At 71.5% G+C, this 22,282-nt stretch carries 22 protein-coding genes; 12 read left to right on the forward strand and 10 right to left on the reverse strand.

The window, feature by feature from the left end; all coding sequences use genetic code 11:
* Nucleotides 1-14: 14 nt before the first annotated feature.
* On the reverse strand, nt 15-671 hold the full coding sequence (locus tag VF092_13155) for a MarC family protein (GenBank protein ID HEX6748237.1): 657 nt from the start codon (nt 669-671) through the stop codon (nt 15-17).
* 268 nt (nt 672-939) lie between these two features.
* On the opposite strand from VF092_13155, the gene VF092_13160 reads away from it, so the two are divergent.
* Entirely contained in the window at nt 940-1,155 is a 216-nt protein-coding gene (locus VF092_13160; protein ID HEX6748238.1) for a hypothetical protein, read from the forward strand.
* A 335-nt stretch (nt 1,156-1,490) separates the two neighbouring features.
* Here VF092_13160 and VF092_13165 read toward each other — a convergent pair whose 3' ends face one another.
* The 3 genes from VF092_13165 to VF092_13175 form a co-directional block, all read right to left on the reverse strand.
* Nucleotides 1,491-2,789, reverse strand: coding sequence for a RagB/SusD family nutrient uptake outer membrane protein (locus VF092_13165; GenBank protein ID HEX6748239.1), 1,299 nt, complete (start codon nt 2,787-2,789; stop codon nt 1,491-1,493).
* Nucleotides 2,790-2,802: 13 nt separating this feature from the next.
* Nucleotides 2,803-5,865 carry a SusC/RagA family TonB-linked outer membrane protein gene (locus tag VF092_13170; GenBank protein HEX6748240.1) on the reverse strand — a complete coding sequence of 1,021 codons (3,063 nt, stop codon included), beginning with the start codon at nt 5,863-5,865 and terminating at the stop codon, nt 2,803-2,805.
* 260 nt (nt 5,866-6,125) lie between these two features.
* Nucleotides 6,126-6,929: an HD domain-containing phosphohydrolase gene (locus tag VF092_13175; GenBank protein ID HEX6748241.1), complete on the reverse strand. Its 804-nt coding sequence runs from the start codon at nt 6,927-6,929 to the stop codon at nt 6,126-6,128.
* Nucleotides 6,930-7,125: 196 nt separating this feature from the next.
* Between VF092_13175 and VF092_13180 the strand changes: the two genes are divergently transcribed.
* The 4 genes from VF092_13180 to VF092_13195 all read left to right on the forward strand — a co-directional run bounded on the left by VF092_13180 (nt 7,126) and on the right by VF092_13195 (nt 9,169).
* On the forward strand, nt 7,126-7,326 hold the full coding sequence (locus VF092_13180) for a hypothetical protein (protein ID HEX6748242.1): 201 nt from the start codon (nt 7,126-7,128) through the stop codon (nt 7,324-7,326).
* An 84-nt stretch (nt 7,327-7,410) separates the two neighbouring features.
* The gene (locus VF092_13185; GenBank protein ID HEX6748243.1) at nt 7,411-8,403 is read left to right on the forward strand and encodes a hypothetical protein; all 993 of its coding nucleotides are present in this window, start codon (nt 7,411-7,413) and stop codon (nt 8,401-8,403) included.
* A 176-nt stretch (nt 8,404-8,579) separates the two neighbouring features.
* Nucleotides 8,580-8,759, forward strand: coding sequence for a hypothetical protein (locus VF092_13190; protein HEX6748244.1), 180 nt, complete (start codon nt 8,580-8,582; stop codon nt 8,757-8,759).
* A gap of 119 nt (nt 8,760-8,878) precedes the next feature.
* Nucleotides 8,879-9,169, forward strand: a complete 291-nt coding sequence (locus VF092_13195) for a hypothetical protein (GenBank protein HEX6748245.1) — start codon at nt 8,879-8,881, stop codon at nt 9,167-9,169.
* A 242-nt stretch (nt 9,170-9,411) separates the two neighbouring features.
* Here VF092_13195 and VF092_13200 read toward each other — a convergent pair whose 3' ends face one another.
* Nucleotides 9,412-9,870, reverse strand: coding sequence for a carboxymuconolactone decarboxylase family protein (locus tag VF092_13200; protein ID HEX6748246.1), 459 nt, complete (start codon nt 9,868-9,870; stop codon nt 9,412-9,414).
* 149 nt (nt 9,871-10,019) lie between these two features.
* Here VF092_13200 and VF092_13205 point away from each other — a divergent pair, with 149 nt between their 5' ends.
* Nucleotides 10,020-10,886, forward strand: coding sequence for a sigma-70 family RNA polymerase sigma factor (locus VF092_13205; protein HEX6748247.1), 867 nt, complete (start codon nt 10,020-10,022; stop codon nt 10,884-10,886).
* Nucleotides 10,887-11,731: 845 nt separating this feature from the next.
* Here VF092_13205 and VF092_13210 read toward each other — a convergent pair.
* Nucleotides 11,732-13,063, reverse strand: a complete 1,332-nt coding sequence (locus VF092_13210; protein ID HEX6748248.1) for a PQQ-dependent sugar dehydrogenase — start codon at nt 13,061-13,063, stop codon at nt 11,732-11,734.
* 319 nt (nt 13,064-13,382) lie between these two features.
* On the opposite strand from VF092_13210, the gene VF092_13215 reads away from it, so the two are divergent.
* The 5 genes from VF092_13215 to VF092_13235 all read left to right on the forward strand — a co-directional run bounded on the left by VF092_13215 (nt 13,383) and on the right by VF092_13235 (nt 17,058).
* Nucleotides 13,383-13,745, forward strand: coding sequence for a metalloregulator ArsR/SmtB family transcription factor (locus VF092_13215; protein ID HEX6748249.1), 363 nt, complete (start codon nt 13,383-13,385; stop codon nt 13,743-13,745).
* A gap of 275 nt (nt 13,746-14,020) precedes the next feature.
* Nucleotides 14,021-15,055: an acetamidase/formamidase family protein gene (locus tag VF092_13220; protein HEX6748250.1), complete on the forward strand. Its 1,035-nt coding sequence runs from the start codon at nt 14,021-14,023 to the stop codon at nt 15,053-15,055.
* On the forward strand, nt 15,052-15,363 hold the full coding sequence (locus VF092_13225) for a hypothetical protein (protein HEX6748251.1): 312 nt from the start codon (nt 15,052-15,054) through the stop codon (nt 15,361-15,363). The genes VF092_13220 and VF092_13225 overlap by 4 nt, the downstream gene beginning before the upstream one ends.
* A 111-nt stretch (nt 15,364-15,474) precedes the next feature.
* A complete protein-coding gene (locus VF092_13230) occupies nt 15,475-16,320 on the forward strand; it encodes a dienelactone hydrolase family protein (GenBank protein HEX6748252.1) in 846 nt (281 codons plus the stop codon).
* Between the two features lie 276 nt (nt 16,321-16,596).
* Nucleotides 16,597-17,058: a hypothetical protein gene (locus VF092_13235; GenBank protein ID HEX6748253.1), complete on the forward strand. Its 462-nt coding sequence runs from the start codon at nt 16,597-16,599 to the stop codon at nt 17,056-17,058.
* Between the two features lie 130 nt (nt 17,059-17,188).
* On the opposite strand, the gene VF092_13240 is transcribed toward VF092_13235, so the two are convergent.
* Together VF092_13240 and VF092_13245 are read right to left on the reverse strand one after the other, a co-directional pair.
* Nucleotides 17,189-17,542 (reverse strand): hypothetical protein, encoded by a 354-nt coding sequence (locus tag VF092_13240; GenBank protein HEX6748254.1) that lies wholly within the window; start codon nt 17,540-17,542, stop codon nt 17,189-17,191.
* Nucleotides 17,543-17,663: 121 nt separating this feature from the next.
* Nucleotides 17,664-18,317, reverse strand: a complete 654-nt coding sequence (locus VF092_13245; protein HEX6748255.1) for a hypothetical protein — start codon at nt 18,315-18,317, stop codon at nt 17,664-17,666.
* 140 nt (nt 18,318-18,457) lie between these two features.
* Here VF092_13245 and VF092_13250 point away from each other — a divergent pair, with 140 nt between their 5' ends.
* Complete coding sequence (locus VF092_13250) at nt 18,458-21,094, forward strand: BTAD domain-containing putative transcriptional regulator (protein ID HEX6748256.1); 2,637 nt, start codon at nt 18,458-18,460, stop codon at nt 21,092-21,094.
* Here the strand turns inward: VF092_13250 and VF092_13255 are convergent.
* Together VF092_13255 and VF092_13260 are read right to left on the reverse strand one after the other, a co-directional pair.
* Entirely contained in the window at nt 21,036-21,695 is a 660-nt protein-coding gene (locus VF092_13255) for a hypothetical protein (protein ID HEX6748257.1), read from the reverse strand. The genes VF092_13250 and VF092_13255 overlap by 59 nt on opposite strands.
* A gap of 281 nt (nt 21,696-21,976) precedes the next feature.
* On the reverse strand, nt 21,977-22,261 hold the full coding sequence (locus tag VF092_13260; GenBank protein HEX6748258.1) for a hypothetical protein: 285 nt from the start codon (nt 22,259-22,261) through the stop codon (nt 21,977-21,979).
* Nucleotides 22,262-22,282 lie beyond the last annotated feature (21 nt).

Here is a 22,282-nt window from a genome sequence, read left to right on the forward strand (position 1 = left end):
TCTCTCAATTGTCCTCACTTCGCGTTCGCGGCGCGGATGATCTCGATGATGATGGGGGTGGCGCCGTCGACGATGAACTGCACGGCGATGACCGTCACCAGCAGGCCCATCACGCGCGTCATCACGTTCAGCCCCGTCTGCCCGAAGAAGCGCACCAGCCGCGGCGCCGCCGACAGCACCGCCCAGGTGATCGCCAGCACCACGATCACCGCCCCCAACACCAGCCCCACCCGTAGCGGCGTGCCGGCCTGCGTCATCAGCACCATCACCGTGGTGATCGCCCCGGGGCCCGTGATCATGGGGATGCCGAGCGGGGTGACGCCCACGTTCTCGCGCACGCGCCCCTCCTGCTCCTCCTCTTCCGTCGCCTTGCCGCGCCGGCTCTTGGCCTGGAGCATGTCCATGCCGATGCCGAAGAAGATGAATCCGCCGGCGATGCGGAACGCGTCGATGGTGATGCCGAAGAGCTGGAAGATGGCCCCGCCCACCAGCGCGAACACCGCCAAGATCACGAACGCCGTCACCACGCCCGCGCGCAGCGTGCGGCGCCGCTGCTCGCGCGTGTAGCCGTCGGTGATGGCCAGGTACATCGGCGCCGCGCTCAGGGGATTGATGATCGACAGCAGCGAGGTGAAGCAGAGGAGCGCGAACTTCCAGAGCGTGTGTTCCATCCGCCGGGCCGGCTGGGGTGGGAAGATGGTGCGTAGCGTACCCGCCGGACCGGCACGCGTCAAATCTCACAGCAGGGGATAGGGAACAGGGACAGGGGACAGCGTTGATGGGGATGATCGCGCCGTCGACCCGGCGTTCGTCCCGCGGCATCCACGATCCGCCCCAATCTGGTTCACCGCCGAGTCGTCTCTCCCGAACTTCATGCTGCCGATGCGCTCCCGCGCGGCCTCTCCGCGCGGGGACCGAACCCTTGCCTTGGAGGGACTCATGAGCCGTGCAGCCCGATCGATCCGTCGCGCCGCGTTCCCCGCGCTGGTGCTGGCCGCGCTCGCGTTCGGCGCCGCGCAGACGCTCGCCTCGCCCGGCGCGGCGAAGAAGGCCGCCGCGGTGTGCGGCAGCGAGCGCTGCGACCTCATCTGCGTCTCGCACGGCCACGCCGGCGGTGACTGCATCAACGGCGTGTGCAAGTGCTACGACCTGTGATTCCGGATCACTACGATCCACCGAGCGATGTCATTCCGAAGGCGCTGCGCCAACCCATCCTCCGCGCCAACTCGAGGCGCCTGAGGAATCTCTGACCGGCTTCCGAGCAACAAGCCGCTTGTCGCTCGGAGGCATGCCACAGATTCCTCGGGCGGCGCCAGGGATCAGCGCGGGTGAAGCCTCGGAGCAGCGGCGCCGCTCGGAATGACAGCTTCCGGGCCACTGGATTGAACCGCGGCGACAGAGCGACATCACCGCAGCACGGACGAAAGGGGCGCGGCCCGCGAGCCGCGCCCCTTCGTTGTCGATCACCCGATCCTCCTACCCGCCCGACATCACCCGCACGGGTTCGCGGGGTTCACGTCGCATTCGCTCTGCGGGTAGGGGAGGAAGTCGAGCGACGGGCGCTTGCTCGTGTACGCGCTGAATCTCCTCAGATCCTCCCATCTCAATCCCTGCGCGTACAGCTCGAAGCGGCGCTCGTAGAGGATCTGCGTGAGCAGCTGCGCCTCGGTGGCCAGGCTGGCGTCGGGGATGGCCGGCATCCCCGCCTTCGGCTCGTCGACCGGCGAGGCGGTCTGCGTGTGCACGGCGTTGATCAGTGTGCGCGCCTGCGGATAGTTGTTCTGGCGCACGTACACCTCGGCCATGATCAGCCGCATCTCGTCGGGCAGGTACAGCGGATAGTCGTCGTTGCGCCCGCCGTACTTGGCGAAGTCGAACACCGAGTCCGGCTGCCCCACGGCCCCCGCCGTCCGCACCGCCCAGTACGCCGGGCGCTTGTCCGCCGGGTCGGCCTCGGTGAACAGCACCTTGCGCGCGCCCGTGTACCGCGCCACCCCGGAGTAGTTGTAGATCGGGTTGATGGCCGCGCCCGGATAGCTGAGCACCGACAGCACGGTCAGCGGCACCCGCTGCGCCGCGGCCAGCGCCTCGGCGTACCGGCCGCGGAACAGGTAGTAGCGCGCCAGCATGGCGTCGATCGTGGCCCGCAGGTTGAACTTCTGCCCCGACACCCGGGTGCGGAACCCGGCCAGGTCGGCGTCGCTGTAGCTGGCGATGTCGCTCCGCGCGGACTCGAGCAGCGCCAGCACGCTGTCCTGCACCTGCGCGCGGGGGAGCGGGAGCGCGCCCTCTCCCGAGTTGGCGGGGAGCTGCACGTACTGCAGGGAGAGGTTCCCCAGCGCCATGGCCTTGAACAGCTTGGCCATGGAGACGATCCCCGCCTCGGTGGCCGCCGAGCCGATCTTGCCGCCGGTGTTGGCCACCAGGATGTCGGCCGAGCGCGCGATGCGGTATCCGGCTGCGAACGGGTCGGAGACCACGCCGAAGGTCGGGTCCGTGGTCCCCGTCACCAGCGAGACGTCGGCGGCCAGCGCCAGCTGCCGCGTTCCCCACTCGTCGGTGACCAGCGAGGGCGCGCGCAGGAAGATGTTGAGGTTGTCGGCGTACTGCGATTCGAGCCCCACGGCCAGGGTGATGATCCCGTCGGCCGAGTTGATCACCCCCTCCTCGGCGGGGGCGTTGGGGTTCACCAGGTCGAGCGAGCACGCGCCGAGCGCGGCCGCCATGGCGATGGCGAGCCCGAGGCGCGGTGCGGCGCCGCGCGGGCGCCGGAGAATCGGCTTCTTCATCGTCGTCAACTCCTTAGAAGTCGAAGCCCAGGCCCACGGACCAGGTGCGCGGGATCGGCGTGGTGGCGAAGTCCACCCCGCGCGACACCGTGCTGGCCGCGAACAGGTTGATCTCGGGGTCCATCCCCGAGTAGCTGGTCCAGGTGTGGAGGTTCCGCCCCGCCAGGCGCAGCCACGCGCCGTGCGCGCCGGTGAAGCGCCGCACCCACGGCTGGTCGAAGCGGAACTGCAGCGCCACCTCGCGCAGCTTCACGAAGGTGCCGTCCTCGATGAACTCCTCGTACAGCAGGTTTCGGTCGGCGTTGCGGGTGAAGGTGCCCGCCACCGTGTCGCCGCGCGACTCGATCCCCGCGTTGGCGGACGAGCCGAAGAAGTCGCCGCTGCGCCGGGTGAAGTTGGCCACGTCGTTGCCGAAGCGCCCGTCGAGGAGCACGGAGAGCTCGAGGTTCGGCCCGAAGGTGAAGGTGTTCTGGAACGAGGCGGTGAAGTCGGGGTTGGGGTCGCCGATGACCTTGCGCAGGATGGTCGACGAGTCGCCGCGCGCCGCGTTGAAGCCGCGCGCGCGGCTGGGCACGCGCGGCCCCGGGAGCCAGAACCCACCGGCGTTGCGCGGCCCGGCCAGGATGATGTTCCCGTTGGCGTCGCGCGGATAATAGGCGCCGAAGAACACGCCGATGGGCTGCCCCTCGATCACCGCGTTCAGGTAGTCGAAGATCAGCGTGTCGCTGGCCGCGTTCAGCTTCTGGATGCGGTTGCGGTTGGCCGCGTAGCCCAGGCGGCTGGTCCACCCGAAGCGGCTCCCCTGCACGTTCACCGTGCTGAGCGTGATCTCGACCCCACGGTTGCGCAGCGTGCCGATGTTCTGCAGCTGCGAGCTGAACCCGGTGGTCAGCGCCTGGGGCACTGAGAGCACCAGGTCGCGCGTGGTCTTGTCGTAGTAGGTGAACTCCACCGAGGCGCGGTCCTTCAGGAACCCGGCCTCGAAGCCGGCCTCCCACTCGTGCTGGAACTCGGGCTTCAGGTCGGGGTTGGGCGCCGACACGTTGGGCCGCAGTCCCGGAAGCCCGTTGTACGAGACGTTGAGGTAGGTGGTCTGCGACGCGTAGGGCGAGGGCGGCTGGGCGCCGGTCTCGCCCCAGGCGGCGCGAAGACGGAGGGTGCTGAAGACGTTGCCGAAGCGCGAGTCGGCAAAGAAGGGCTCGTCGCTCAGGTTATACGACGCGCCCAGGCGGCGGAAGGTCTGCCAGCGCTGGTTGCTGCCGAACGCCGACGACGCCTCGCGGTTCAGCCCGGCGGTGATGAACAGCCGGTCGCGCAGCGACAGCCGCTCCTGCAGGAACCCGCCCAGCGTGCGCAGCTCGGTGATCCCCTGCGACACCGACTGCGTGGCGCCGATCAGCGTGGTTCCCCCCGGCGGCAGGTTCGACGCGCTCGCGGCGATGGTGTTCACCCGGTCGGAGGTGTAGCGCATCCCCAGCGTCGACGTCAGCCGCATCCCCGGGCGCAGCCCCAGCTCGTAGTTGCCGGTGAGGTCGCTGTTGATGCGGCGCACGTCGCGCACCGGGTTCTGGATCAGCCCGGTGAAGCCGGTGCTGGTGGAGAGCGGCGGCTGGAAGTAGGTGTCCTGCTCGTTGCCCTGGTCCATCCCCAGCAGCGCCGTCAGCGTCAGGTTCTGCACCGGGGTGAAGCTGGCCTGGGCGCTCCCCAGGAAGCGGTTCACGTCGGTGCGCGCCATCCAGTTGGCGATCACGTCGAGCGGGTTGGTGCCGATCACCGGGCTGTAGGGGTAGCGCGCGGTGCTGGGGTCGAACGCGGGATTGAAGTAGGGCGGGGTGAAGAGCACGCTGGTCAGCACCCCCTGCGTCTGCTCGCCCTCGGGGACCAGGTCGCTGCGGGTGTGCAGGTAGCTGAGCGTGGCGCCCACCTCGAAGAGGTCCGACAGGCGCTGGTTCAGCCGCGCGCGCACGCCGGCGCGGTCGTACCCCGTGCTCTCGAAGATCCCCTGGCTCTGCGTCCAGTTGCCCGACAGGTAGTACTGCGTTCCCGACTCGCTGCCGCCGGAGATGGCCAGGTCGTTGATGGTGCCGTAGCCGGTGCGGAAGAGCTGGTCCTGGTAGTCGAAGCGCTGCACCGGCGCGCCCACGCGGATGGCTCCCCCCGCCGCGATCGAGTCGGCGCGGTTGGCGATGGGCACCATGTTCAGCGGCAGGCGCGCGCCCGTGCTGGCCGCGCTGGCCTCGGTGCGGAAGGAGACCGAGGGGCGCCCCGGGCGTCCGCGTTTGGTGAAGATCTGGATGACCCCGGCGTTGGCGCGCGAGCCGTACAGCGCCGCCGCCGACGCGCCCTTCAGCACCTCCACCCGCTCGATGTCGCTGGGCGGGATGTCGCTCAGGCGGTTGCTGATGGCGGCGTTGCCGCGGCCGGCGTTGGCGCCCAGCCCCACCAGCGCGTCGCTGCCGTTGTCCACCAGCACGCCGTCGATCACGATCAGCGGCTCGGACCCGCCCAGGATGGAGTTGGTGCCGCGCAGGCGGATGCTGACGCCGCCGCCCGGCTGCCCGGTGTTCTGCGAGATCACCGCGCCGGTGATCTTTCCCTGCAGCGCCTGGTCGACGGCGTTGGCGCCGGGGGCGCGGTTCACCGCCTCGCCGCTGACGCTGGCCACCACGTTGCCGACCTCGCGGCGCTCGGTGGGGGCGCCGGTGCCGGTGGCCACGATCCCCTCCAGCTGCAGCGCCGTCTCCTGCAGGGTGATGGGCTGCACCTCCACGGCGCGCTCGGCGCCGAGCGTCACCGTGCTGGTGCCCTGGCCGCGGCCGAGCTGCGCGGCGACCACGGTGTACGCGCCGGACGAGACGCTGGCGACGAGGGTGTACTGGCCGGTGGCGTTGGTGGTGGTGCGCGCCTGCGTGCCGCGCAGGCTCACGCTCACGTCGGCCAGCGGCCGGCGGGTGGCGGCGTCGACCACGGTGCCGCGCAGGGTGTAGGCGTTCTGGGCCACCGCGGGCGCCGCCGCGGCGCCCAGCGCCAGCAGCACCGCCGCGCCGAGCAGCCGGCGCATTCGGGTTGGGGGCATCTGCGTTCTCCTGCTGATGCGTGGATCGGGAAGGCCCGTCCGGTGGATGTCCGCGAACGGGGTGGGAGACGAGGGGAACGCGCGGGGCGGCGGACGGGCCGCCGGTCCGCGCCGGGTGTGCGATGAATGGATGTTTGTATACGCGCGGGCGCCGTCCCCCCGCAAGGATTGACAACTTCACCGGAGAAGACGAGGAGGGCGCGGGGGATCGTGTCCCCCGCGCCCTCCTCGCTTCTCTGGCCGTCGCCGTCGATGGATCGCTATCCCCCGGCCGACACCTCCGCCGACACCTCGCGGATGACCGCCTCGGTCGGGTTGGGGTGCCGGAGATGGCGGCGCTCTTCGTCGAGCCCCTCTCGCGCGATCTCCGTCCAGCGCGCCAGCACCGCCGGGCTCTCGACCAGCTCCACGAGATGGGGATCGAACTGCCGGCCGGCGCCCTCGTCCAGCTTCTCCAGCGCCTCCTCCACCGGCATGGCGTCCTTGTAGGTGCGCGGCTGCGTCATCGCGTCGAACACGTCGGCCACGGTGATGATGCGCGCCGCCAGCGGGATCCGCTCGCCCGCCAGGCCGTTGGGATAGCCGCTGCCGTCCCAGCACTCGTGGTGGCTGCCCACGATGCGCTGCAGCCCGGGGTGCATCTCCTCCAGCGGCGCCAGGATCGCCGCGCTCTGGTGGGGATGGTGCTTGATCTCGGCCCGCTGTGCCTCGTTCAGCCGCTTGCGCGAGTGCACGATCACGAAGAAGCGGTCGTCGATCTTCCCCATGTCGTGCAGCAGCGCGCCGACGCGCAGCGTGGCCATTTCGTCGCGCGACAGGCCGCCGCACGCCTGGGCCAGCGCGAAGCTGAGGTCGGCCACGCGCCGGCTGTGCCGCGCGGTCACGGGGTCGTCGGCGGTCAGCGCGTTGAGGAGCAGGTCCACGAGCTTGCGGTGCATCAGCCGCGTGGTGCGCTCGCGCCGCGCCGCGTCGAGCGCCCAGCCGATGCCCACGAGCCCGGCTGTGGCGAGCGCGGCGCTCGCGAGGGCCGCCGCCTGGCGCCTGTTGCCCGGGAGAATTGCCATTGTCGCAGTCGGGGTGGTCGCAAGTCCCTGAATCGCAAGTAGATGCCCGCACCTGCACAACGTACGCCACGGCTTTGTGGATGCTCGTTCCCGCGCCCTTTCAGGCCACCGTGAGCACGCAAACCGGACACACTTGCGCAACCTCGGCCCGACGTTTAGGTTGAACGAAGTAGACCGCCGCGCAAGGAGGAACGAAGTGATCAGCCTGATGCCCCGGAGGGAGCGCCGGATTGTGGACCAGCTGGTCCGGGTCGCCGGCAGCGAAGGGGCCTTCGAAGCCGCGATCCACGAGACGCGCCGGCGCGTTGGGCGTACGCCGCAAGCAGCCGAAGTGCTGTTGACGATCCTGAGGAAGAGAGAGCGAGAACTGGAGCGACAGATCGCAGCTGGTGGCTGACTCCCTGGCGGCGGCTTCCACGAGCGCCCGGCGGCCGACCCGGCTGCCGGGCGCTTACTCATTCATCCCGGCTCCGACCTCACGATGCCTTCGATCGCGTGGTCCACCGTTGCAGTGCTGGCGCTGCTACTGCCCGGGTTCCTGTTCTTTACCGGGCTGAACACGCCCGAGGGGTTCTCCCGCGACCTGGCTCCCCGCAATCCGCTGGGGACGCTCTCCGCCGTGGTTCTCGTTTCGTTCGTGACACACTCGGTCTTCACCGCAATTTCCGCGATGACGGGGGTTGGCGTGGACTGGGCGGCCGCACTCTCGGTGGTCCAGCTCTCACCGCCGTCCGGGCCCGTTGCGGCTGCGCGTGCCTTCGCAGAACACCCGTGGCGCGTGACGACCTACATCGTCATGAGCTCTGCCGCCGGGCTGGTGTGCGGAGCGGCGGCGGGAATGCTCGTGGTCGGAGTGAAGCTGCGCGGAAAATCGTGTGCGCCGCTTCGATTCCTGGCACAACATCGCTGGGTGTACGAACTCGATCCCGGCCGGGCGGAGACGATCCGCTACGTCCACGTGCTCGCGGACCTCGGGTACGACGGCCGCCATGTCCTCTATCGCGGCCGCCTTGAAGGCTTCGGGATCAACTCCGACGGTGCGTTCGCCTACCTGCTCATTTCCGGCGCCCAGCAGCGATTTCTTCGTCTCGACCACAAAGACATGCCCGGCGGAGCCGTGCCGCATACCGGCCCACTGGAAGCGATCGGCGGCGGCTCCTCCGACCCCGCTCACCTGGTGATCGCCGGTGCCGCGATCAAGAACGTCGTGTTCCAGGGGATGAATGTGGGTAACCTCCGAAGAACCAGCCCCGCCATAGAGCGGGCCGCACGACTCGAAGCGAAGGCGCATGGGGGAGCGATCGATCCCGCTGGAGAGCTCGCGAAGATCCGGGCAATCATTCGCGAGGTCGCCGCTTCGCTTCCGGAGAATGGCGAGGCGGCGCCCACATCGGCCGAGGAGGCTGGATGCCCCGATTCCGGCCCGTCCATTGGCAACGCGGATGAACCTGCGGCGCGCGAGGACGGACTCTGAACCCGAGCGGCGGTCGAACGAAGCTGGCGCGCGTCATCGTTGCGACGGCGGATAAGGCGCGTTAGCGTGGCGGGTGATCCCACCATCCGCAGGTCGGCGGCGGCCCACCTCCCGCCGGGTGCGCGGCGCCCGCTACGGGGCGGGCGCGGTCTTTCCCATCTGCCGCGAGGTGAGCGATGAACGACAAGCTGAGGCTGGATCCCGACGCGCTGCGCGTGGAGAGCTTCGCCGCGCAGGCGACACCCACCGCGCGCGGAACGGTGCGCGCGAACGAGGAGGCCACGCAGAACATCTCCTGCCGCACCTTCTGCTTCACCACGCCCTGCTGTCCGGAAACGGTCACCTGCCCCGCGTGAGCGGGTGACGCGAAGCACGCGGGCCCGGGCCTCCACCGCCCGGGCCCGCGATTTCGTGCACGAAGGTTGCGGCTCGCGGGAGCCGACATCCCCATCACCCCTTGCCGGAGGAAATCCCGATGCGGAAGACCCTCGCGTTCGTCGCCCTGCTGGCGCTGTGCGCCGCCCCTGCCGCCGCGCAGCAGTCCGGCCCCGCCGCGCCGCCGGAGCCCGTGGCCGCCGCCGCCAACGAGCAGCCGGCGCAGGCCCCCGCGCCCTCGCTCTTCCCCACCCGCGACGAGGTGCGGGCGCAGGTGCGCGCGGCCGAGGAGTCGCGCGGCTCGCGCGGGGCGATGGTGGAGGGCGAGTTCATCGCCCTCGTCCTCGCGATCATCGTGGGCATCGTCATCGCCGCGGTGGTCCTGGACTGATTCGCCCGACACCCGCGGAGATCGAGGAGCAGGGGAAGACCGGTCTTCCCTGCTCCCTTCCGTGCGTCACCCCAGGTCCGGGTGAAGCATGGGCGCGTCCGACCGAATCTCGTGCTGCCGCGATGATAGATCCTTCGGCCTGCAAAACTCTTGCAGGGACGCTGATTACGGTCTGGCCGGCCTCAGGATGACGTCAGCGTGGTATCGGGCTGGGTGCATCAACCACATGCCCGGATTTCGTATCAACTCCAGCTCAGCCCCGCCACCTGGCGCGTGGCCACGTTCAGGCGGTTCCACACGTTGATGGTGGCGATGGAGAGGAGGAGCGACGCCAGCCCCTGCTCGTCGTAGTGGCGCGCCGCCTCGTTCCACACCTCGTCGGGCACCGGGTCGGCGCGGTCACCGATGCGCGTCACCGCCTCGGTGAGCGCCAGCGCGGCGCGCTCGGCGTCGCTGTAGTAGGGCGCGTCGCGCCACCCGGCCAGCGCGAACAGGCGCTCGTCCGTCTCCCCCGCCTTCCGCATCATCCGCGGATGCTGGTCCAGGCAGACCGCGCAGCCGTTGATCTGGCTGGCGCGCAGGTGCACCAGCCCCATCGTCTTCACCGGCACGCCTCCCTTCTCCGACGCCACGTTGAGCGCCTGCAGCGCCTTCAGCGCCTCGGGAACCAACACCGCCGGGTTGCTCATGCGTGCTTCCATCGCTCGTTTCTCCCTGATCTCCAGTGTTCGCTTGCCGGCCCGGTCATTCGGGCTCGATCCGACGACGCGGCCGGCCGAATCCCCTTCGTCACATCGGCCGCGTTCCGTTCGTCAGAGCGTTGACGGAACGCGAACCGGAAACGTGACCGATGACCGAGACCGACTGGCTAGCACGGCGATTCGAGGCCAACCGCACGCACCTGCGGGCGGTGGCGTACCGGATGCTCGGCTCCGCGGCCGAGGCCGACGACGCCGTGCAGGAGGCGTGGCTGCGCCTGGCCCGCGCCGACACGAGCGGGGTGGAGAACCTGGGGGGATGGCTGACGACGGTGGTGGCGCGCGTCTGCCTTGACATGCTGCGCACCCGCCGGTCGCGCGGAGAGGAATCGCTGGACGCCGCGCCGGGTGATGCGATCGGCCGCGGCGGCGGGGCCGATCCCGAGCGCGAGGCGCTGCTGGCGGACTCGGTCGGCCTCGCGCTGCTGGTGGTGCTGCAGAAGCTGGCGCCCGCCGAGCGCGTGGCCTTCGTGCTGCACGACATGTTCGACCTGCCGTTCGACGAGATCGCGCCGATCGTCGGCCGCACGCCCACGGCGGCGCGGCAGCTGGCCAGCCGCGCGCGACGCCGCGTGCGGGGCGCGGACGCGGCGCCGGACCGCGCGCGCCAGCAGGAGATCGTGAAGGCGTTCCTCGCCGCGTCGCGCGGCGGCGACCTGGAGGCGCTGCTGGCGGTGCTCGACCCCGACGTCGTCTTCCGCGCCGACCGCGTGGCGGCGGCGATGGGCGGACACGGAGAGCTGCGCGGCGCCGCGGCGGTGGCGGCCACGTTCAAGGGCCGCGCAAGGGCAGCCCGCCCGGCGCTCGTCGGCGACGGCGTGGGCCTCGCCGTGGTCGTTGGCGGCGAGCTGCGCATCGTGCTCGCGACAACCATCGCCGGCGGGAAGATCGTGGGGATCGATGCCATCGCCGACCCCGAACGCCTGCGCGCGCTCGATCTCACGATCCTCGACGAGTGATCGGGATACGGAGCCGACTGCGTGTGTTCGAGTGCCGCCGGGGAGTGAAACTGACGGCGATCAGGTGGGTGCGAAGTTGATGACGGCCCGTCCCGCACGCTTCGAAGTGGGGATGGGTTGTCCTCCGAGCGGCGAAAGATACTTAAGCGAATGCTTACCTATCGGGTGACGAGGTGATCGAGGATGCGGCGCCGACTGCGTCTGTTCGAGTGCCACCGTGGATTGAAACTGACGGCGATCAGGTGGGTGCGCCGTCGATGACGGCCCGTCCCGCATGCTTGGAAGTGGGGATGGGTTGTCCTTTAAACGGCGAACGATACTTAAGCGAATGCTTAACTATCGGGTGACGAGGTGATCGGGGATACGGAGCGACACCGTCTCTTCGCATGTCGCCGGGGATTGAAATTGACGATCGGGTGGGTGCGAAGTCGATGACGGCCCGCCGCACGCTTCGAAGTGGAGATGGGTTGTCTTCTGAGCGGCGAACGATACTTAAGTGAATGCTTAACTATCGGGGGTAATAGGATTCGGTGCGTGCGACTGAATCGCGTGCTGCCGCGGTTATAGATAGATCCTTCGGCCTGCACGCGCTTGCGCCGACGCTGATTACAGTCTGGCCGGCCTCAGACTCAGGATGACGTCGGCGGTGGGATCGGTGTGGGGGCATCGACCTCCCGTCCAGCACCGGGGACAGCGGACACAAACGGATGCCCTCCCGGTACCGACCCCCCTGATGACGCAGTTGGCGATCTTTGCGGCCGCGCTGCCGGCGGCGGTGCAGCGAAAGCCGGTCCCGGGAGCAGCTCCCGGAGACCGGCCTCTCGTTCACGCCGCCGCGATCGCGCTCAGTGGCGGCTGGCGTGCAGCACGCGGTAGATCCGCCCGCCACGGTCGTCGGTGATGTAGAGCGAGCCGTCCGGCCCCTGCGCCAGCCCGACCGGGCGGTGGTCCGCGTCGGCGGGGAGGTTCACCGCGCCGGGGCCGATGAAGCCGTCGGCGAACACCTCGGAGCCGCCCGACGGCAACCCGTTGCGGAAGGGGACGAACAGCACGTCGAACCCCTCGTCGCGGAACGGGTCGGGGCGGTTGAAGCCGCCGTGGAACGCCACGAACGCCCCGTCGCGGTACTTCCCGGGGAACTGCGTGCCGCTGTAGAAGAGCAGCCCGTTCGGCGCCCAGTGCGCCGGGAAGGTGAAGATCGGCCGCTCGGCCGTGGCGCAGCGCCCGATCGTGTGGCCGTCGCCGCCGTACTCGGGGCCCAGCACCTTGGTGTTCTGCCGGCCGTCCCAGTAGCAGTACGGCCACCCGTACGCCGCGCCCTGCCGGAAGCGGAGGAACTCCTCCGACGGCAGCTCCGCCTGGTCCTGGGGCGTGAACAGCGCCGGCCAGTAGAAGTTCAGGTTGTCCCGCCCGTGCATCACGCCGTACAGCTCGCCGTTTGCGGAGTTCAGCGCCAGGGCCACCACGTTGCGCGTCTGCGTGAGGAAGCGCGCGGCCGTGTTGTGCACCTGCCCGGTGAGGTTGGCGTCGTAGCGCCAGATGCCCGAGCGGACCGGCAGCTCCGGGCACGGATCCACCCCCGGCGACGCGGGCTGCCGGTTCACCACCTGGCACACGTCCGACGCCGAGCCGAGGTTCACGAACAGCGACCCATCGTCGGTGACTACGATCGACTTGGTGACGTGGTCGCCGGTCGCGGGCATGCCGGAGACGATGACCTCGGGGCCCGACACCGGCGTCAGGCTGGCCGGCGACATCCGGTAGCGCTCCACCCGGTCGTTCGGGGCGAAGTAGAGATACGGATCCTTGAAGAAGATCCCGTGCCCCGGACCCGATCCGAAGGTGGCGGTCTGGTCGGCCTTGCCGTCGCCGTTGGTGTCGCGCAGCGCCAGCACGCCGCCGCCGGGCGACTGGATCGCCACGAACACGTCGCCGTTGGGCGCCACGGCGATGTGGCGCGCGGCCGCGGGCGTGGTTCCGTCGGGGCGCCCGGCGTCGTAGACGACGAGCGCGCAGAAGCCGCCCGGCAGTGTCAGGCCGGCGTTGTCGGCGTCGCAGATCGCCCGCACGACGCCGCCCCGCGCCAGCGCGGGATCGTCCGGCAGCTGCGGCGGCCGGTCGCACGCCGCCGCGGCGGCAAGGACCAGCGGAAGCGTGACCCTGAAGCGAACGCGCATGTGCACCTCCCCGGTGGGCTCGGTTCCTCCACCCGCGGAACCGCTGCCGCGGGATGGGGCGTGCACGCGTCCAAGTTGCAGGCCATGCGACGAACATCGTCACCACGGGGATTTTACTGCATTCGCGGATCCGGCCGTGTCGCGTTATGTGACAGTGGCGCAACGGGTTGTATTCTCCTGCACCACGCCTTTCTGTTGCGTGGCGGGCGATCTGAACTGACGGCGATCAGGGAGGCGTGGCGGCCGATGACAGTCCGTCCCGGAAGCTTCGGCGTGGGGGATGGGTTGCCGTCTGAAACGGCGAACGATACTTAAGTGGATGCTTAACTATTATCCCGTCGACCAGGTCTTCCACGCGCTCGCCGATCCGGCGCGGCGGGCGATGGTGGAGCGGCTGTGCCATGCGCCGGCCACCGTCAGCGCGCTCGCCGAGCCGCTGGGCATCTCCCTACCCGCGGCCATGCAGCATCTGCAGGTGCTGGAGGCGAGCGGGCTGGTGCGCTCGGAGAAGGTCGGGCGGGTGCGCACCTGCCAGTTGGAGCCGGCTGCGTTGCGAACCGCGGAGGATTGGCTGCGCAAGCGGCGGCTGACCTGGTCGCGGGTGAACCGGCCGGGCGAGATCCCGGTGGAGGACGGAGACGGCGAGCGCGATGGACCTGCTGGAATGGCCGGCGCGGGGTGACGGATGAGCGCCGGCCTGTCGAGGCCGCGGCTCGAGGTGGATGGGCGCGGATCCCCGGCCCGCGTGCCGAGGCCGGGTCCGCAGCCTGCGCAGCAGGCTTCCCATTCCTCGTAGCCGCGGGTTTACCCGCCCGGGATGATCGTCGCCCCCAGACCCGGTGGGTGCCGGACAATATCGTCTCCGCTTGCACGATCCCGCCGCCGCGCGTAGCCTGATCGCCGTCTCCCGGCCCACACGCAGGCGAAGCTCCCATCTCCTCGCTGGAAGGAGTGCCGATGGTCCGCTTTCCGGCCGCCGCGGCCGCGCTCGCCGCGCTCTTCGCCGCGTCCGCGGACGCGCAGGCGGTGCACCGCCTGATGCCGTCTCCGACCACCGTGGCGTGGGGCTACTACGACGCGGCGGCGGCGCCGGTGCTGCGCATCCGCTCGGGCGACCGGCTCGTCGTCGGCACACTCATCACCTCCAGCCCCGAGCGGCTGCAGGCGGCCGGCGTGCCGCCCGCGCAGGTCGAGCCGGCGCTGCGCGACATCTACCGCACCGTTACCAACCGCGGCCCCGGCGGCCACATCCTCACCGGTCCCATCTACGTCGAGGGCGCCGACAGCGGCGACGTGCTGGAGGTGCGCATCGAGCGCGTGGAGCTCGCCATCCCCTACGCCTACAACGCATTCGGTGTGAACCGCGGCTTCCTTCCCGAGGACTTCCCGTACGCGCGGATGCGCATCATCCCCCTCGACCGGCGGCGCATGGTCGCTCGCTTCGCGCCGGGGATCGACGTGCCGCTGCGCCCGTTCTTCGGCAGCATCGGCGTGGCGCCGCCGCGCGCGCGGGGAAAGGTGAACAGCGCGCCGCCCGACATCCACGCGGGCAACCTCGACAACAAGGAGCTGGTGGCCGGCACCACGCTCTACATCCCCGTGCACACCCCCGGCGCGCTGCTGGAGATCGGCGACGGGCACGCCGGCCAGGGGAACGGCGAGGTCGACATCACCGCGCTGGAGACGTCGCTCACGGGCACCTTCCGCGTCACCGTGCGCAAGGACATGCACCTCGCCTGGCCGCGCGCCGAGACGCCGACCCACTGGATCGCCATGGGGATGGACACGTCGCTGGTGCAGGCCACCAGGATCGCCGTGCGCCAGGCGATCGACTTCCTCGTGACCACGCAGGGCCTTTCGCGCGACGACGCGTACATGCTCACCAGCGTGGCCTGTGACGTGGAGATTACCGAGCTGGTGGACGGCAACGTGGGCGTGCACGTGATGATCCCCAAGCGCATCCTCCGCCGCCCGGCGTACGGCGCGCGATGACGCTGTACGTGCGGGAATTCCGCCCCCGCGCGTGGTTCCTGCTGGGCGACCAGGAGCGCGCCGAGGACTGGTATCTCGACGTCAACTGCGACCAGGGCGCGGCCGGGTTCTCCCTGCTGGTGAAGCTCTCGGAGACGGAACGCGAGGAGCATCGCGTCCCCGGGCGAGTCTTCATCGAGTACCTCGCCGCGAGGATCGCGGCGTGGCCTGAGCAGTACCGCGACCGCGACCTGACCCGCGAGATGGGTGGCGAGGTCACCGACGCGATCGTGAAGTTCAAGCAGGCCCGGACGGACGTGGACTGGTAGAACGGGGTCCAGCTCATTGTCAGGTATCATCGTCGCAGCCCGCGCACTCACGCACTTTCGCACTTTCGCACCACGCAACCGCAATCACCCCAAGCACCGGGAGCGCGACACATGTGCAGATTCGCCGCACTGCTGGTCCTCGCCCTCGCCGCGTGCGCGCCGCGCACGGGCGCGCCCGCCGGCTCGTCGGGCGCGCAGACGACCATCCCCGCGGGCGCGGCGGAGGCGCAGGCGCGCCTGGCCGCGTCGCCCCGCCACGGCGAGTGGGCGATGGTGGACGCGGGCTCGGGCGACAGCGTGCGCGCGTGGGTCGTGTACCCCGAGCGGCGGGATCGCGCGCCGGTCGTCGTGGTCGTGCACGAGATCTTCGGGCTGTCGAGCTGGATCCGCGGCGTGGCCGACCAGCTGGCGGCGGACGGCTTCATCGCCATCGCGCCCGACCTGCTGTCGGGGAAGGGCGTCCCCACCGGGCCCGACGGCGAGCCGGTGCGCGACTCGGCGACGGCCGCGGTGCGCCGGCTGGACGCGGGCGAGGTGCAGCGCCGCATCGACGCCACCGCGCGCTTCGCGATGGCACTCCCCGCGGCGCTGCCGCGCTACGGGATCGTGGGGTTCTGCTGGGGCGGCGGCGTTTCGTTCGCGCACGCGGTTCACGCGCCGAACCTGGGCGCGTCGGTCGTCTACTACGGCGTCTCCCCCGCCCCGGCGCAGCTGGCGAGCGTGCGAGCGCCGGTGCTGGGGCTGTACGGCGAGAACGACGCGCGCGTGAACGCCACCATCGCCCCCGCCGACTCGGCCATGCGCGCGCTGCGGCGCACCTACCAGCACGAGATCTTCCCCGGCGCGGGGCACGGCTTCCTGCGGCAGCAGGACGGGCAGAACGGCGCCAACCTGCAGGCCGCGCGCGCCGCCTGGCCGCGCACCGTGCAGTGGTTCCACCGCCACCTGCGGGGGTAAGACCGAACCCGGGTGAAGTATTGGTGTGTCCGACCAGATCTCGTGCTGCCGCAGCGATAGATCCTTCGGCCTGCAAACGCTTGCACAGACGCTAATTACGGTCTGGCCGGCCTCAGGATGACGTCAGCGTGGCATTGGTCTGGGTGGATCAACGAAATTCCCGGATTTCGTATAAGGTGTTTCGGTGATCCGATGCGGTGGCGGAACCGCAGGGACGGGTACGCGGTACCGCTGGTCGGCCATGGCGTCACGAACCCTCGAACGCGGGGAGGCGGCATGAAGCGCACGGCACGGATTCTCGTGGTCACCGCGGGGCTGTTCGCGGGCGGGGCGCTGTTCGGCGCGGCGTCGGCCGTGGCGTCGCTGCTGATCGGCACCGCGCTGCGCGGGAACCTGCAGGATGCCTTCGCCCACGGCGCGGTGGGGTTCGTCGCCGTCGTGGGCGCGGTGTTCGGGATGGCGCTCTTCCCCGCCGCCGCGTGGCTGCTGATGCGCCGCGTTCCCGTGGGGCTGGCGCTGGCCGGCACCGGCGCCGGAACGGTGGCGGGCGGGGTGCTCGGCTGGCTGATCCCGGCCAACGACGCGTTCCTGATCTCCGTGGGTCCCGTCTCTGGCCCCGACCAGGCCGTGGACGCCGTGACCGGCGCGGTGATCGGCTTCGTACTCTCGATCGTCTTCCTGCGCATCGCAACCGCGCGGGCCGCGCGCCGCCGGGCCGCCGGCGTCGCCGTGACCTGATCTCCAGCCCATCCCGATACGCGAGCGACCCGGCAGCGGGCGATGGCTGCCGGGTCGTTTCACGTGGGCTACTCGCGCCGCGGGCGCCGGCCTGCCGGCCGGGGCCTGGTGCACCCCGGCCTTGGGCGGCTCACCGGGGCGGCACGCGGAGCAGCACGTAGCTGCCGTCCGTGTCGGCGGTGGCGACGCCGTCCGGGAAAGGGCTCGGGTTCGAGTCGGGCTGGGTGGAGTTGGGATCGTACCAGCCGAAGAAGGCGTAGTCGCTGCCGAACTGCTGCGTTTCGTGGTAGATCTGGTACTCGAACCGCCCGGGCTCGCTGCCGAAGTAGACCCACCCCCAGAGATGGGTCCCGTTGTCGACCAGGTTGGCGACATTGGTCCACTCGCCCACCGGGAGAGGCTTGTCGTTCGCCCAACGCACGGTGACGTCGCCCTTGTGGCCGGTGACGTACAGCTTGATCTGGGGATCGAGCTTGATCTTCATGGTGCACTCCTGTGGCAGATGTGTTTGCGATGCGGATCGGCCGCTCGGCCGGTCCGTCCAGCGGGATTGCGTGCGGCCCGAGGCGGAGGCGCGCGCGCCCGGGCGTCGCTCCGGATCGCGCTCATCGCGGCACCTCTCCGCCGCGCCGCGCCACGCGCATCACCTCCGCGCGCGCCCGCTCGGCGTAGACGTCGAGCATCCGCGCCCACGCGTCGCCGCCCGCGCCGCCCTCCACCGCCAGGCGGCGCATGGTCTCCACCTGCTCGCCGGCCAGCACCGCGGCGCGGCGGGCGCCCTCGTCCGCGGCGTCGCGCCCCAACTCGGCGGCCAGCGCGTGGCGCGCGTGCGTCACCGCCAGCAGCAGGGCCTGGGAGCCGGCGCCCGCGGCCAGCGCCGTTCCCGCCAGCGCCCACCACGCGTTCCCCGGCGGGTTCAGCGCGAGGAGCGCCACCGGGGCGGCGGAGCCCACCACCAGCTTCTCCAGCGCGGCGGCGCCCCGCTCGCCCCTCCGCCGCGCGGCGCCGGCCACACGCTCCGCCGCCGCCGCGCCCGCCACGCCGCACGCCACCGCGCTGGCCAGCGAGAGCCACGCGGGTTCCGGGAATCCCCCGCCCTCCGACATCGCGCGCAGCCGCCCCCGCCCCCCCACATCCGCCGCGGACTGCGCGTCCCCGGCCGAAGCCGCCAGCACGGCCGCCAGCGCCGCCGCCGCGGCCAAGCGCGTCCGGCGCCCGGTGCGGGCGGATCGTCCGGCGGCGAGGGGGGAGGGGATCATGCTCCGGCTCCGGGGGTGACGGGTGGCGGACTGGCCGCTCGCGACGAGGCCGCTTGCCGGTGCCCCGATGCGCGGACAGATTCTGATCGCCCTCCGTCAACCCGCCCTGCCCCCCGCCATCATCCCGCAGGTTGATCGTCGTGAAGCCCCCGGATTTCCGTCTTTCCCTGCTGGGCGACCCGGCCTTTTCCGGCCCGCGCGGGCCCGTGCAGGGACGCGCCGCGCACAAGCGGCGGGTGGCGCTGCTGGCCGTGCTGGCGGTGGCGCGCGGGCGGCCGGTGGCGCGCGAGCGGCTGATCGGCCTGCTCTGGCCCGAGCTCACCACCGAGGCGTCGCGCCACAACCTGTCCGAGTCGCTGTACGTGCTGCGGAAGGAGCTGGGCGACGAGGCGCTCGTCTCCGCGTCCGCCGGCGACGTGGCGCTGGACCCGGCGGTGGTGGCCAGCGACGTGGCCGAGTTCCAGGCCGCGCTGGAGACGGGAGATGCCGAGGCGGCGGTGCGGGCGTACGGCGGGCGGCTGCTGGACGGCTTCTACGTGGCCGACGCGCCGGAATTCGAGCGCTGGGCCGAGGGCGAGCGCGACCGGCTGGCGCGGCTGTACGCGAAGGCGGTGGAGGGGCTGGCCGAGGCGGCCGAGGCGGAGGGGAGCGCCATCCGGGCGGTGGACTGGTGGCGGCGGCTGGCGGCGCACGACCCGTTCAGCTCGCGCACCGCGCTGCGGCTGGTGCGCGCGCTCGACGCCGCCGGCGAGCGCCCGTCGGCCCTGCGCGCGGCCGAGGCGCACGCCACGCTCCTGCGCGAGGAACTGGGCGTCGATCCCGACCCCGACCTCCTGGCCTTCGTCGCCCGGCTGCGCGCGGAGCCGGCGCGCGAGGCGTCGCCCCCGTCTCCCCTCCCCCGCCCGCCCATCCCCGGGCCCGGGGAGCCGCCCTTCGCCGCGCAGCCGTTCGATCCCCTCCCGCTCGATCCCGTCCCCACGAAGAAGTCGGGAGACGGCGGGGAGGTGGCGGACGCGCCGTCATCTCCCATCCCCCAGGACCGCGAAGACGTGGCGCGGGAGATGGAGAAGCGGGGGGATGGACGGCGCGGGGCGGGGGGACGCGTCCGCGCGGGGGCGGCCTACTACGCGGGGATGGCGGGGGTGGTGCTGGGGATGGCGCTGTCGGTGCTCGGCGTGCGCGCGGCGGAGCGGCGGGCACGCGAGGCCGCGGCGGCGTACGACCCGCGGCGCATCGCCGTGCTCTACTTCGACGACCTGAGCCCGCGCGGCGAGCTGCAGTACCTGGCCGCGGGGCTCACGGAGATGCTGATCCACGAGCTGGGGCAGGTGCGCGCGCTGGACGTGGTCTCGCGCGGCGGGGTGAAGGCGTATCGCGGCGGCGCGGTGCGCTTCGACAGCATGGTGGCCGAGCTGCGCGTGGGAAGCGTGGTGGAGGGCACCATCCAGCGCTCGGGCGACAGCGTGTGGGTGACGGTGGACCTGGTGGACGCCAACACCCGCGGGCACCTGGAGAGCCGCGTGCTGGGCCGGCCCCTGGGCGACGTGGTGGCGCTGGAGCGCGCCGTGGCCGAGGAGGTGTCGGCCTCGCTCCGGCGGCGGCTGGGCGAGGAGGTGCGGCTGCGCGAGGCCGCGGGCGAGACGAGGAGCGCCGTGGCGCTGGAGCGGGTGCTGCAGGCCGAGCAGCTCCGCCGCGACGCGCGGGAGATGGAGGACGCGCGCGACACGCTCGACGCCGGCTCGGTGGCGCGGCTGCTGGCGCGCGCCGACTCGCTGCTGGCCGCGGCCGAGACGGCCGACCCGCGATGGGCGCGCGCGGCGCTGCTGCGCGGCTGGGTCGGCGCCGACCGCGCGGCCGTGGCGGGGATCCCAAGTGCGTCGGGCGATTCGCTGCTGCGCGACGCGGCGGGGCGGGCGGCGCGCGTCCTCGCCCGCGCGCCCGGCGACGCCGGGGCGCTGGAGCTGCGCGGCCTCGCCGTCTACCGCCTGGCGCTGGCCGCGGGCGACACCCTGCGCCAGCGCGCGCAGCTGGACGCCGCCGAGCGCGACCTGCGCGCCGCCGTGGCGCGCGACCCGTCGCTGGCCAGCGCGTGGGCCACGCTCAGCCAGCTCCTGCGCGTGCGCGGGCGCCTGGCCGAGAGCGACCTGGCCGCCCGCCGCGCGCTGGCCGAGGACGCGTACCTCGACGATGCCGCCGACATCCGCCACCGGCTCTTCTTCAGTACGCTGCGGATGGGCGACTATCCGCAGGCGCGCGCCGAGTGCGACGGGGGGCGCCGACAGTTCCCGACCGACTGGCGGTTCGTGGAGTGCGCGCTGACGCTGCTGGGCTCCGACCGCGCGCGCCCCGCCGACCCCGCGGCGGCGTGGCGGCTGGTGGCCGAGCTGGACCGGATGGACCCGCCCGGGCGCGCGCGGTCGCTGGGCCGCGCCTACAGCCCGGTGTACCGCCGCATGGTGGCGGCCGCCGTGCTGGCGCGCGCCGGGGCAGCCGACAGCGCCCGGGCCATCGTGGCCCGGGCGCGGCGGGAAGCGGGCGCCGACCCGGAGCTCGGCGCCTCGCTGGACTACGACGAGGCCTACGTGCGCCTGCTGCTGGCCGACACCGCCGGCGCGCGCCTGCTGCTGGAACGGGTGGCGGCGTACCGCCCCGCCCTCCGCCCGTACCTGGCGCGCGACCCGCTCTTCCGCGGCGTCATGACCGCGGCGCCGGCTTCCGCTACGGCCACACCAGGTCCAGCGCGTGCACGGCCCGGGCCTTCCCGTCCTTCCCCTTGATCGCCACGGCCAGGTCCGTCGGGAGCGGCCCATCGTCGGCCCTGGCCACGTACTCCGACTGGGGAAGGTGGATCAGCGCGAACACCTCGCCCTCCATCGGCGCCAGCTCGCTCGGCCCCCTGGCGCGCACGGTCACGGTGCTGCCGAGCAGCCCCAGCAGCCTCTCGATCTTCGTGACGGCGTGGCCGCCCGCCACCGAGGCGTAGTAGGGCAGCAGGAACTTCTCGACCGCCGACTGCGTCCAGAACACCGAGTCGCTCTTCATCGTCTCGCCGTCATGCCAAATCTCCAGCAGGTCTACGGCCTCCTTCCCGTCCTCGAACGGGCCGATCCAGGCGTACTCCACCGAATCGCGGTTCCCCCTCCCCTCTCCCACCACGGTGCCCACCACCAGGGCGCCCGGCCGCGGGGCGCCGTCCGGGACCTCCTCGATGCGGCCGTCGCCGTAGGCCGCCAGCCAGACGGTCACGCCCTTGCGCACGCCGCTGGCATACTCCGCCAGGCCGCGCAGGTCCGCGTAGGTGAGCAGCGGAGGGTCCACCGGGAGCGACGCCACGCCGTCGCCGTCGTTGGTGAGGGTGGCATTGATGGTCGTGCTCATGGTTTCTGTCTCCGGTCGGGGATGGGTGAAACCGCGGCACGGGGTGCGCCGCGCGGAAGACAATGTGCCGCAAGCGGATCAATCCCCCGTCAGTGCGGAGGTTGATGCGGCGGATCGGCGGAAAATGTCGGGGAGATGATGGGACTGCGGGGGATCGTTTCGACCTGACTGCGTTGCCTCACGCGGAGACGCGGAGTCGCGGAGAACTCAGCGCTGCGGTTAATTCTCCGCGCCTCCGCGTCTCCGCGTGAGGCCATGGAGATTATCATCGTATCGGGGGGTCAGTCCTTCGGTGCGCCTGGGGGAAGCAAGCGGGCGAGGCAGTCGCGGCCGGTCGCGGGAAGGTTCTCCTGCACGAACTCGCCGATCCCCGCGGCCGATTGGTCCAGCAGCCTGGAGTAGTCGTGCATCTGCTGGACGGAGACCTCGACCACGGCCTTGAACGTGCCGAGGATCAGGTCGCGCACGAAGCCGGGGAAATCGACCTCTTCCACGAGCCGCGTGAAGGCGTCGCTCCCCAGGTGCGCGCGGGAGCCGGCATCCGCGGCTGAATCCGTCGTGCTCATCGCTGTCGTCGCTCCGCGTTC

This window comes from Longimicrobium sp., assembly GCA_036377595.1.
Taxonomy (GTDB): Bacteria; Gemmatimonadota; Gemmatimonadetes; order Longimicrobiales; family Longimicrobiaceae; genus Longimicrobium.